This is a genomic window from Streptococcus sp. Marseille-Q7087 (genome assembly GCF_965111935.1).
Window position 1 is genome coordinate 1,382,265 of the sequence record NZ_CBCOPJ010000001.1, and the last position, 12,228, is coordinate 1,394,492.

The 12,228-nt window shown below is 41.0% G+C and carries 13 protein-coding genes, 2 tRNA genes, 1 rRNA gene and 1 other annotated feature; all 16 genes read right to left on the reverse strand.

The genetic code is table 11. From position 1 onward, the window contains the following. Positions 1-94: 94 nt before the first annotated feature. Positions 95-167: transfer RNA gene (locus tag ACWPVF_RS07245), tRNA-Ala, on the reverse strand. Between the two features lie 50 nt (positions 168-217). Then, positions 218-1,765, reverse strand: a 16S ribosomal RNA gene (locus ACWPVF_RS07250). Positions 1,766-1,992: 227 nt separating this feature from the next. Continuing rightward, positions 1,993-2,064 (reverse strand) — tRNA-Glu (locus ACWPVF_RS07255). A gap of 135 nt (positions 2,065-2,199) precedes the next feature. Further along, a complete protein-coding gene (nusG, locus tag ACWPVF_RS07260) occupies positions 2,200-2,736 on the reverse strand; it encodes a transcription termination/antitermination protein NusG (RefSeq protein ID WP_045613635.1) in 537 nt (178 codons plus the stop codon). Between the two features lie 49 nt (positions 2,737-2,785). Then, positions 2,786-2,962 (reverse strand): preprotein translocase subunit SecE, encoded by a 177-nt coding sequence (gene secE / locus ACWPVF_RS07265; protein ID WP_045613633.1) that lies wholly within the window; start codon positions 2,960-2,962, stop codon positions 2,786-2,788. An 11-nt stretch (positions 2,963-2,973) separates the two neighbouring features. Continuing rightward, complete coding sequence (gene rpmG, locus ACWPVF_RS07270) at positions 2,974-3,126, reverse strand: 50S ribosomal protein L33 (protein WP_001809375.1); 153 nt, start codon at positions 3,124-3,126, stop codon at positions 2,974-2,976. A gap of 121 nt (positions 3,127-3,247) precedes the next feature. Continuing rightward, on the reverse strand, positions 3,248-3,940 hold the full coding sequence (locus ACWPVF_RS07275; protein WP_454385432.1) for a phosphoglycerate mutase: 693 nt from the start codon (positions 3,938-3,940) through the stop codon (positions 3,248-3,250). Positions 3,941-4,072: 132 nt separating this feature from the next. Next, positions 4,073-4,441 carry a hypothetical protein gene (locus tag ACWPVF_RS07280; protein WP_414307937.1) on the reverse strand — a complete coding sequence of 123 codons (369 nt, stop codon included), beginning with the start codon at positions 4,439-4,441 and terminating at the stop codon, positions 4,073-4,075. Between the two features lie 98 nt (positions 4,442-4,539). Beyond that, positions 4,540-7,332 (reverse strand): isoleucine--tRNA ligase, encoded by a 2,793-nt coding sequence (gene ileS, locus ACWPVF_RS07285; protein WP_454385435.1) that lies wholly within the window; start codon positions 7,330-7,332, stop codon positions 4,540-4,542. Between the two features lie 46 nt (positions 7,333-7,378). After that, positions 7,379-7,591: a binding site (T-box leader), on the reverse strand. Beyond that, complete coding sequence (locus ACWPVF_RS07290) at positions 7,587-8,399, reverse strand: DivIVA domain-containing protein (RefSeq protein WP_454385436.1); 813 nt, start codon at positions 8,397-8,399, stop codon at positions 7,587-7,589. Its footprint overlaps the feature before it by 5 nt. A 16-nt stretch (positions 8,400-8,415) precedes the next feature. Next, positions 8,416-8,676 (reverse strand): DivIVA domain-containing protein, encoded by a 261-nt coding sequence (locus tag ACWPVF_RS07295; RefSeq protein WP_045613622.1) that lies wholly within the window; start codon positions 8,674-8,676, stop codon positions 8,416-8,418. Between the two features lie 6 nt (positions 8,677-8,682). Beyond that, positions 8,683-9,468, reverse strand: a complete 786-nt coding sequence (locus ACWPVF_RS07300; protein WP_045613621.1) for a YlmH family RNA-binding protein — start codon at positions 9,466-9,468, stop codon at positions 8,683-8,685. Beyond that, positions 9,465-9,725 (reverse strand): YggT family protein, encoded by a 261-nt coding sequence (locus ACWPVF_RS07305; RefSeq protein ID WP_045613619.1) that lies wholly within the window; start codon positions 9,723-9,725, stop codon positions 9,465-9,467. Before ACWPVF_RS07305 ends, ACWPVF_RS07300 begins: the two co-directional genes overlap by 4 nt. After that, on the reverse strand, positions 9,725-10,273 hold the full coding sequence (locus tag ACWPVF_RS07310; RefSeq protein ID WP_045613617.1) for a cell division protein SepF: 549 nt from the start codon (positions 10,271-10,273) through the stop codon (positions 9,725-9,727). Before ACWPVF_RS07310 ends, ACWPVF_RS07305 begins: the two co-directional genes overlap by 1 nt. Before the next feature lie 2 nt (positions 10,274-10,275). Next, positions 10,276-10,953 carry a YggS family pyridoxal phosphate-dependent enzyme gene (locus ACWPVF_RS07315; protein WP_045613616.1) on the reverse strand — a complete coding sequence of 226 codons (678 nt, stop codon included), beginning with the start codon at positions 10,951-10,953 and terminating at the stop codon, positions 10,276-10,278. Between the two features lie 5 nt (positions 10,954-10,958). Further along, positions 10,959-12,212, reverse strand: coding sequence for a cell division protein FtsZ (gene ftsZ, locus ACWPVF_RS07320; RefSeq protein WP_454385440.1), 1,254 nt, complete (start codon positions 12,210-12,212; stop codon positions 10,959-10,961). Positions 12,213-12,228 lie beyond the last annotated feature (16 nt).

Sequence of the window (12,228 nt, forward strand, 5' to 3'; positions counted from 1 at the left end):
TATTAATACTACAGCGTTTTCGGTTTATTTTCTTGTTACTATTTGATATAGATATTCAATTTTCAATGTGCATTACTTGGTGATCTCTCACCAATGGAGCCTAGCGGGATCGAACCGCTGACCTCCTGCGTGCAAAGCAGGCGCTCTCCCAGCTGAGCTAAGGCCCCACAAGACCTCTCAAGACTAAACAAGACCAATGTGCATTCCTTATCCTTAGAAAGGAGGTGATCCAGCCGCACCTTCCGATACGGCTACCTTGTTACGACTTCACCCCAATCATCTATCCCACCTTAGGCGGCTGGCTCCAAATGGTTACCTCACCGACTTCGGGTGTTACAAACTCTCGTGGTGTGACGGGCGGTGTGTACAAGGCCCGGGAACGTATTCACCGCGGCGTGCTGATCCGCGATTACTAGCGATTCCGACTTCATGTAGGCGAGTTGCAGCCTACAATCCGAACTGAGACTGGCTTTAAGAGATTAGCTTGCCGTCACCGACTTGCGACTCGTTGTACCAGCCATTGTAGCACGTGTGTAGCCCAGGTCATAAGGGGCATGATGATTTGACGTCATCCCCACCTTCCTCCGGTTTATTACCGGCAGTCTCGCTAGAGTGCCCAACTGAATGATGGCAACTAACAATAGGGGTTGCGCTCGTTGCGGGACTTAACCCAACATCTCACGACACGAGCTGACGACAACCATGCACCACCTGTCACCTCTGTCCCGAAGGAAAACTCTATCTCTAGAGCGGTCAGAGGGATGTCAAGACCTGGTAAGGTTCTTCGCGTTGCTTCGAATTAAACCACATGCTCCACCGCTTGTGCGGGCCCCCGTCAATTCCTTTGAGTTTCAACCTTGCGGTCGTACTCCCCAGGCGGAGTGCTTAATGCGTTAGCTACGGCACTAAACCCCGGAAAGGGTCTAACACCTAGCACTCATCGTTTACGGCGTGGACTACCAGGGTATCTAATCCTGTTTGCTCCCCACGCTTTCGAGCCTCAGCGTCAGTTACAAGCCAGAGAGCCGCTTTCGCCACCGGTGTTCCTCCATATATCTACGCATTTCACCGCTACACATGGAATTCCACTCTCCCCTCTTGCACTCAAGTTAAACAGTTTCCAAAGCGTACTATGGTTAAGCCACAGCCTTTAACTTCAGACTTATCTAACCGCCTGCGCTCGCTTTACGCCCAATAAATCCGGATAACGCTCGGGACCTACGTATTACCGCGGCTGCTGGCACGTAGTTAGCCGTCCCTTTCTGGTAAGATACCGTCACAGTGTGAACTTTCCACTCTCACACTCGTTCTTCTCTTACAACAGAGCTTTACGATCCGAAAACCTTCTTCACTCACGCGGCGTTGCTCGGTCAGACTTCCGTCCATTGCCGAAGATTCCCTACTGCTGCCTCCCGTAGGAGTCTGGGCCGTGTCTCAGTCCCAGTGTGGCCGATCACCCTCTCAGGTCGGCTATGTATCGTCGCCTTGGTGAGCCGTTACCCCACCAACTAGCTAATACAACGCAGGTCCATCTGGTAGTGGAGCAATTGCCCCTTTTAAACAGCTATCATGCAATAACTGTTGTCATGCGGTATTAGCTATCGTTTCCAATAGTTATCCCCCGCTACCAGGCAGGTTACCTACGCGTTACTCACCCGTTCGCAACTCATCCGCTCGGTGCAAGCACCAAGCTTCAGCGTTCTACTTGCATGTATTAGGCACGCCGCCAGCGTTCATCCTGAGCCAGGATCAAACTCTCATTAAAAGTTTGAGTTCTCACTCATTTCTGTCACTGACAGATTTATTGTTTTTTCATTGTTCAGTACTATAACCTTCAGTTATAGTGCCCTGCACATTGGTTCGTCTTGTTCAGTTTTCAAAGGTCTTTGTCGCGCTTGCGACAACTATATTAGTATATCACAGTCAGTTTTCTCTGTCAACAGGTTTTTTAACTTTTTTTAAATCCTATCAACCTTAACCGCGATACACCCATAGTCCGTACGGGATTCGAACCCGTGTTACCGCCGTGAAAAGGCGGTGTCTTAACCCCTTGACCAACGGACCTTGAGTTTTTCAACTCTTTCTATTATACCTACTTTTTAGCGCTTGTCAACTGGTTTGTTAAAAAAAGTTGACTAATTAATCTTTCGGTTTACAAACAAACATCTAGTTATCTGTATGATAAAAGTAGTTTCACTCTTACAATTCAGCGATTTGATTTAGATTTACTTCGGCTACTGTATCATTACCAAACATTGAGATGATCATTTTCACTTTATTATTATCAATTTCTGTGATTTTTCCTGTGTAATCTGTAAATGCACCATCAATAATACGGACTGTTTGACCAACTTCAACATTGATATCAAACTCTTGAACTGTTTGTCCCATTGATATCAAGATATCTCTGATTTCTTGTTCCAAAAGTGGCGTTGGTTTAGATCTGTTCCCATGCGATCCAACGAATCCTGTAACGTTTGGTGTGTTACGGACTACAAACCAAGCTTCATCGGTCATTACCATTTCTACAAGGACATATCCTGGGAAACGATTTTCTTCAACTTCTTTTTTCTTCCCATTTTTCTCAACTTGTACAGTTTGGGTTGGGATTTCAACGCGCAAGATGTTATCCAACATATTGTATGTTTGTGCACGTTGCAAAAGATTTTCTTTTACTTTATTTTCATAACCAGAATATGTTTGTAGGACAAACCATCCTTTATCAAAACTATCCATCTTTTTTCCTTTCTTAATAGTAAACTTCTTTTTAGCCTATTATTCTATTTTAAAAAATATTAATGAATCGAATCAATCCGCTAACGATTAATTGGTCAAATATATAAATCAAAACAACAAAGAAGGCAGTATATTCCATAATAGATTTAAAATCTACCCAACTTTGTTTTCGAGTTGGCCAAGTTGTATCTTTAAGAAGTGTAAAGATATCCTTAATAAAACTCATTTTTTTATCTCCTATCTCGTTTCTCGATGTGTTGTGTATTTACCACAATGTTTACAAAATTTATTTACTTCTAAGCGAGTCGGTTTGGGATTCCCACTAATTTTAATTGAGTAGTTTCTCGAACCACAAACCGCACAGGCTAAACTTGCTTTTTTAAGTGCCATAGCGCCTCCATCTTATCTATTATAACAAGAATCCCTGGCTTTGACAAGTTAAATTACACTATGCATTTTTTCTATTTTCAAAATAAAAAAGCCTAGGAATAATCCTAGACTCTATTTTACATTATTTACCAAGGTAGTATTCAGAAACTACGTTCAATTTTTCGTCAAATTCGAATACCAATGGTGGGAAGTTTGGAATTTCAACATCCATGATTTCGTCATCTGATAATTGTTTGATGTGTTTCACAAGGGCGCGGATTGAGTTACCGTGTGCACCTACGAATACGTTTTTACCATCTTTAAGTGCTGGAGCGATTTTGTCTTCCCAGAATGGAAGGGCACGTTCCAAAGTAACTTTCAAGTTTTCAGCATCTGGAATTACTGAGTCGTCAAGTGAAGCATAACGACGGTCAGTGTGAGCTGAATATTCGTCATCACGAGGCATTGCTGGAGGCAATACATCGTATGAACGACGCCAGATGTGAACTTGTTCAGCACCAAATTGGTCAGCAGCTTCTGCTTTGTTTTTACCAGTCAAACCACCGTAGTGACGTTCATTCAAGCGCCATGATTTTTCAACTGGAACCCACAATTGGTCAGCAGCTTCAAGTGCAAGGTTAGTTGTTTTGATTGCACGTTTCAATACTGAAGTGTAGGCTTGGTCAAATTCGATACCAGCGTCTTTAATCAATTTACCAGCGTCAATCGCTTGTTGTGTTCCTTTATCAGACAAATCAACATCAGCCCAACCAGTGAAAAGGTTAGCTTTGTTCCATTCAGACTCACCGTGGCGAGCGAAAACCAATTTTACCATTAGATGGATTCTCCTTTTATTTTTTGAGGTCCCCCTCGTTTATCTATTCTATTTTACACAATTTTTCACAAAAAAGCTAGTTAAAATCAACTAAAAAGAGAAGAGCAGTCAACTCTTCCCTTTAATAATGATTCATTCTTCAATTTTGAATTGTTTCAAACTTGCTAGGTACAAAGCTCCACCAATCACGAGGACGATTCCACCAATCCATCCTAAGAAAGGAATCAATGCAACTACAGATCCTACAATAAATAGAATTGAAGGCGCTAATGAAATACGTTTGTCATCCTTATAATAGACAAGTGAGATAATTCCAAGAATGAGGGTTGCAATTTTCACCAATGAGAACACAACGAAAGTAAGCCCCAATACAAATCCTACAACATCTTCATCTCGAGAAATAGTTATAAGAATAAGCATAAAAATTGGTAAGAAAGCTAAAATAGCTCCTGCAACAATACCAATAAATCCATCTGCTTGTGCTAGTGTTTTGGTCTTCATAAATATCTCCTTTTATTTTAATAAGGTATATTATACCATATTTTTAATAAAGTTTTTATTTTAAAAAAATACAGGAATTTTCCTGTATTTTTGTTAGATTATTTAGCTTCAAAGCCTTCTGCAACTGCGTCTGCAAAGTTTTCTTCAACGATGCTTGCACAGTTGTCACAGATAGTTGCATGATAGTGGCGTTCAGCAGTTGTTGGATTGATACGACGGCAACGGTCACACACTTCACCCGCTGCACGTTCTACAGTGAAAGCTACATCTTCAAAGGCTACTGCACCTTCTGGAGCAGCACCTTCAGCGATAGTCAATTCTGACACGATCAAGAGTTGAGCTACATTGCTGTTTACTGCTTCGAGTAGGGTTTTCACCACTTCATTTGGATAAACGGTCAAGTGAGCTTCAAGAGATTTACCGATGACTTTTTCATTACGCGCTTCTTCCAAGGCTTTTTGAGCTTGTCCACGGAAGTCCATGAAGGCTGACCATGTATCCAAGATTTCCTCTTGGTTGGCAAATGTTTGATCTTCTGGTAATTCTGACAATTGAACGAAGTCTTCCGCTTCAAACTCAAGGTATGACCAGATTTCTTCAGCAGTGTGAGGAAGGATTGGTGTCAAAAGTTTGGTGATCTTCACAAGGATGTCATAGAAGACAGTTTGCATTTGACGCCGTTCAAGTGATTTTGCACCTTCGATGTAGACAACATCTTTGGCAAAGTCAAGGTAGAAAGCAGACAAATCAACGTTGATAAAGTTAACCAATGCCTTATAGATTGTCAAGAATTCGAAGTTGGCATAAGCATCACGAATGGTCTTAACAAGTTGGTTAAAGCGAATGGTCATGTACTTGTCCACTGAACGAAGCTCTTCGTAAGCAACTGCATCCTCAGCTGGATTAAAATCAGAAGTATTAGCAATCAAGAAACGAAGCGTGTTACGAATCTTACGGTAAGTTTCAGAAACTTGACTCAAGATATCCATAGAGATACGTACATCGTTGCTAGAGTCTACACTGGTTACCCAGAGACGCAAGATTTCCGCACCAAATTGTTTTTCAACATCGCTTGGAGCAATGGTGTTTCCAAGAGATTTAGACATCTTCTCACCTTTACCATCAAGGGCAAAACCTTGTGACAAGATTTGTTTGTATGGTGCGACACCATGGTTGGCAACAGATGTGATGAGTGATGAGTTGAACCAGCCACGGTATTGGTCTGAACCTTCTAAATAGAGGTCAGCTGGGTATTTGAGCTCTGGACGGTTCACTACAACCCCATTCCATGATGAACCTGAGTCGAACCATACGTCCATGATGTCTGTTTCTTTCTTGAACTCGCCATTTGGTGAACCCGGATGGGTAAATCCTTCAGGCAAGAGGTCTTTGGCATCACGTTCCCACCAGATGATGGAACCATGTTCTTCAAAGAGTTGAGCCACATGTTCGATGGTTTCAGCTGTCATGATTGGTGTGCCATCTTCTGCGTAGAAGATTGGAAGAGGAACTCCCCAAGCACGTTGACGAGAGATAACCCAGTCACCACGGTCACGAATCATATTGTAAAGACGGACTTTACCCCACTCTGAGTGGAACTTGACTTTTTCAATTTCGTCCAAGATTTCTTGGCGGAATTTAGATACAGAAGCAAACCATTGAGGTACTGCACGCCAGATAATTGGTTTTTTCGTACGCCAGTCAAATGGGTAGGAGTGAGAGATTTCTTCTTGAGCAAGAAGCAGGTTACCTAGTTTTTCAATAACTGTTGGAACAACCTTGTCGTAGAATTGACCTTCAAACTCTGCACCAGCATTGGCCATCATGATACCACGTTCGTTGACAGTTACAGCAACTTCGAGACCATTGGCAACACCGACATTGTAGTCATCCTCACCAAAACCAGGGGCTGTATGGACGATACCTGTACCAGAATCTGTTGTAACGTGGTCACCAAGGATAACAAGTTCATCTACTGCTGTATCCCATGGGTGTTCTGTCACGATGTGGTTCAATTCTTGACCACGGTAAGTTGCCAACACTTGAACATCCGCCCAGCCAAATTTTTCAGACAAGCTGTTCAGCAACTCTGAAGCGACCACAAATTTACGAGATTCTCCAGCTGGTTGCACTAATACATAATCAATATCTGCACCAACAGTCAATCCACGAGAAGCCGTGATGGTAAATGGTGTTGTAGTCCAGACAACGATGTAAGTATCTGTATCTAGGACACCTTTGCCATCTTTAACCTTGTTGGCATAGTAAAGTGAAGTTGAAACCAAATCATGGTATTCAATTTCCGCTTCAGCAAGAGCTGACTCAGATGACCAAGACCAGTAAACAGGCTTAGCTCCACGGTAGATGTAGCCTTTATTAGCCATTTCACCGAAAACACGGATTTGCGCCGCTTCATAGTCTGGCGTCAAGGTTACATATGGATTTTCCCAGTCACCAGAAACACCCAAGCGCTTGAAGTCTTCGCGTTGTTTATCGACTTGAGAAAGAGCGTATTCACGGCAAAGTTTCAAGTACTCAACCAAGTCCATTTCTTTGCGTTTAACACCTTGTTTAGCCAAGACTTGCTCGATTGGCAGACCGTGTGTATCCCAACCTGGGATATATGGTGCGTAAAATCCTGACATAGACTTAGAACGAACAATGATATCTTTCGAAATCTTGTTCATGGCATGTCCTACGTGGATATTTCCGTTAGCGTATGGAGGGCCATCATGAAGCGTGAAATGTGGTTTTCCTTCATTTAGCTCTTGACGACGTTGATAGAGTTTTGCTTCTTCCCACTCTTTTTGCCAAACCGGCTCTTTAGTTGGAAGTCCGGCACGCATTGGAAATTCTGTTTTCCCAAGATTGAGAGTTTCTTTAAGTTTCATGTTTACTCCTTTAATGTAAATTGACAATATAAAAACCACGACTCGCAAAAAGGACGAAAATCGTGGTACCACCTTTGTTCGGAAAAAGACCTAGTCTCTTTCCCTCTTTTCCCGTAACGTGGGCAACGTCAAGTCTTACTCTTTTCAGACTTGATGCTAAGAGAGGATAAATTTACCAATAGGGATTGTAGGACTTCCACCATCTCCTACTCGCTAGAAATATATTTGATAAATTCTTGTTCTCTATTATAATCTTATAAAATTAGAACTGACTCTTGTTGAGTGTTAGCATCGTCTTGAGCTCCTTCCTCATGCGATGGTTCAACAGGAGTTTCAGCAACTGGCTGAACTTCAACTTCAGTTTCAGTTGGCTCTTCAGCAACTGGCTCTGCTTCCAACAATTCTTTGTTAGCTGCTTCAATACGTGCTTGAAGTTCTGCAACTTCTTCTGGAGAGAATTGACGAGTCATGTCAATCGGCTCTTCTTCATGGTATGACGATACATCTTCACCTAGAACCTCTTGGACAACCTCCTTGAAAGCTTCGTCACTAGTTTGCAAATATGTTGCAGTCGGACGCAAAATTTCTTCCCAATCTGATGAATCAACAATAGCCAACTGACTTTCGATTGTTGATTTCAAACGTTGGTGGAAGACGCGACTCTTGTTCTTCAACTCTTCAGTTTCCACAGCAACTTTTTTAGCATTATCTGTAGCTTGTCGCAAAATTTCATTGGCTTTATACTTAGCTTCATCAAGTAAACGTTGAGCATCTTGCTCAGCCTGCTTAATGATGTTATTAGAACGGTCATTCGCAGCTTGTTTTACACGTTCAGCTGTGTCTTGGGCAATCAAAACTGACTGACTCAACGAATCTTTGATTTCGTCAAAATAAGATAGACGCTCTTCTAAGTTTTTAATATGTTGCTCTTTTTCATGATTACTACGAACCAAATCTTCATAGTCACGAACTACAATATCTAAAAATTCATCAACTTCTTCACGATTAAAACCTCTAAATTGAACACCAAAGGTTTTATCCTTAATTTCTAACGATGTAATTGGCATATTTTTCCTCACTTACTTAATAAAAAATAGAATCATTCATTGCTTCTGGTTCTTGCTCTTGCTCGTTTGACACGGTTCTCTTAGGAATATCATTCGTATAATAGGAAAGATGTTCTTCTAATCTTTTAATATACCGTTCTGTCTCATCCTTGTTACGGACTAATTCTTCGTAGTTAATATAAATCTTATCTAAAAATTCATCAACTTCTTCCTTATCGTAGCCTCGGAATTTTGTTGAGAAAGCTTTATCTACAATATCTTTTGGTGTAATCAACATTTTTTCTCACTTGCTTAATAGTAGCTGAACTGCTAATTTTTTCTTATCTTTCTTCGTTTGACCGTTTTCTTTGAGCAAGATGATTCGGCCAAAGCGTCTGACACTTATCAAATCCCCAACTTTAACTTGATAGTCTGATTTTTCAACTATATGATAATTGACCTGAACTAACTTTTTTTCAACTAGAGCTGAAGTTTGTGAACGAGATAATTTCAATATACTTGATAAGAAGGTATCCAAACGTAAACTTGAAACTAGGATTTCCCTTTCTTGATATTCGATTTTTGACTCTATTATATCTGAAAAAGGACGTTCCACTAATCTTACAGGCAACTTGGAAATTTTTTGAATCCCATCCTGAAAAAGTGTAGTAAATCTTTGATCCACAACAATTTGAGCTTTCTGTTCTGTTACCAGAATGTCTCCAAATAACTTGCGGTCAATACCTAGTCGATTAAGAACCGTACCCAAAATTTTTGAATGGGTCAGCTGTTGAAACTTGCTGGGATACTCAATCTCAAGCAAGGTCATTTCAAAATCTTCCAAGGTTGGCGTAAAATAATCCGGCGCAAGTATCACCCTTGCATACTCTGTAGGAACAAAACTGGTACTAGTAAACGTCTTGACTCCCTTATTATTTCCCAGTGTCTCCAAGATAAAAACTTGGTGAGGGTTTATAAAAGGAGTTAAGATTGGTGCGTAATGTTCTTCTACCTGCCTTATCCATTCTAGCCCCTTGTCAATGAATGGAATATCTTCTGTTGCGAAATGTTGGTAAAGTTCTGTACTCATAACATAACCAGCAAATTGATAAGATAGCGACTGATTGCACGGATGAGAATTAGAGCTATCCAAACGGAGAAATCCAAACCTGCAATTTGAAGAGGTAGACGTTTCAGAGGTTCAAGAATAGGTTTACACAAAATCTCTAAAAACTTACCCAACTGGGTGTTATAAGCATTTGGAAACCATGATAATAGAGCAAAAGCTACAAGTATCATCGAATAGATATCTGTAGCATTTTGGATAAAACGAATTATTAGAAACATTAACGTACTCTATTTCTCTTCATGTCAAAGTCGTACTCTTCGCCTTGAGTTTCCTCTGGCAAACGGATATCTTCAATGTTAACCACAACACCAACTGGTGTCAAAAGATACATTGTATGTGCGACTTTTCTCAACTCCCCAGCAAGGACATGACGTGCTCCATCCAAGTAATCCAAACAACGACGAGCCTGAACTTCTGTCATATATTGGAAGTCAATCAAAATACTCTCGTTACCAGCTAACAAATCAACAATATCTGTTGCATCTTCGTAACGACGTGGGTAACGAACATCGATAGTAACTTTTTCAGTGCTACGATGACTTTCAATTGCTAGTTGTTGCTGACGAGCATGAAGTTTTGTAATGTTCTTTTCTTTTGCTTCAACTGGAGAAGATTCTTGAGCAGCAGCTTGCTGTGGTAATTCTCTCTTTGGAGGAACTGAAGCTAGTGGACGTTCAGAACGTGCAGCTACAACATCTGAAGCAACTTCATCTCCATCTTCTGTAAAGTAATCTATAAATTTATCAAATTTATCTTTTAATGACATGATTATTTCCTATTAAAAAAAGCTGTACCAATTCGAACAAAAGTCGAGCCACACTGAATCGCTTCTTTATAGTCACGACTCATTCCCATACTTAATTCTGTCATTGGCATATTGGGGAGTTGTTGTTCACGAATGTATTGTTGCAACTCTTGCGTTTCTTTAAAGATTTTTTGCAACTCTTCTGTTTGGGCTTCAAAGGGAGCCATGGTCATGAGACCAACATACTCGATTTTATCCAAGCTAGACAAGTCTGGCAAGACTGTCAATAGTTCTTCTTTTGAAAAACCATGCTTGCTTTCCTCTCCAGAAATATTGACCTGCAAAAAACATTTAACCGTACGATTGGCACGTTTTTGAATTTCTTGAGCTAATTTCAAAGAATCTAAAGCGTGAAAATAATCAACATAAGGAATGATATCCTTGACTTTTCTTCTTTGTAAGCTACCAATCAAGTGCCAAGTAACATCTTTATCACTTAAAGCATGATACTTCTCAAGAAATTTGTCGACACGGTTTTCACCAATGTGTTTGACTCCTTGGTCAATCAAATTTGCTGCAGTTGCAATATCAACATATTTTGTTACGGCAATTACAGAAACCGAACCGTCTTCACGGCCGGTTTCTTGAATTGCTTTTGTAACCTGTTGAAATACCTGATTTGTATTTTCTTTTAAATCCATCTCTATTAACGGTTTTTAAAGAATGGTGGTGTTTCTAACTCATCTTCATCAGAAGATGGAGCTTCGAAACGCTCAACTGGTGATACGACTGATTCACCTTGACGAACGATTGAATCACGTCTCAAGTCCCAATCACCAAATGCTGATGCTTTAGGTGCTTCAGTATGGCGTTGAGAAGGAGTTGGAAGTTCAGCTGTTTCAGCCAAATCAAAGTGACGGTCGTAAGTGTGAGTGTGCCCAGTTCTTGCTGACTCACGGAATGATGCTTGTCTTGCTTGTGGTGCTACCACTTTTTCAACTGCATCTTGACGAACTCCAGTTGCAACAACAGTTACACGAATTTCATCTTTCATTGATTCATCAATAGAAGTACCAAGCCAGATGTTTACACCATGACCAGCAGCTTGATTGACGATTTCTGAAGCTTCTTCAGCCTCAATCAAGGTCATATCCAAACCACCTGTTACGTTAACGATGACATCTTCTGCTCCATCGATTGTTGTTTCAAGGAGTGGTGAGTAGATAGCTTTACGAGCCGCTTCAATAACACGTTCTTCTCCGCTACCGATACCGATACCCATGAGGGCATTTCCTTTGTTTGCCATTACTGTCTTCACGTCTGCGAAGTCCAAGTTGATCAAACCAGGATTTGTAATCAAATCTGTAATCCCTTGAACACCTTGGCGAAGAACGTTATCTGCTTCAGACAAAGCTTCAAGAAGTGGAGTTTTCTTATCAACGATTTCTAACAAATTGTTGTTTGAGATAATCAAAAGAGTATCAACATGTTCGCGAAGTTCGTTAATACCTTCAACTGCGAATTGACCACGTTTACTTCCTTCAAAACCGAATGGACGTGTTACCACACCAACAGTCAAAGCGCCTAAACCTTTAGCGATACGAGCGATAACTGGTGCAGCACCTGTACCAGAACCACCACCCATACCAGCAGTAATGAAGACCATATCTGCACCACTGATTGCTTCAGTGATTACTTCTTCGCTTTCTTCAGCAGCCTTGCGACCAACTTCAGGTTGTCCTCCAGCACCAAGTCCACGAGTTAATTTAGGGCCAAGCTGGATAACTGTTTCAGCTTTTGTACTGCTCAAAGCTTGTACATCTGTGTTGGCTGCGATGAACTCAACACCTGAAACGCCTTCGTCAACCATGCGGTTAATGGCGTTCCCTCCGCCACCACCGACACCAATTACTTTAATTACTGCACCTTGTGCTGCTGCTGTATCAAATGAAAATGTCATATTTTATTCCTCTATC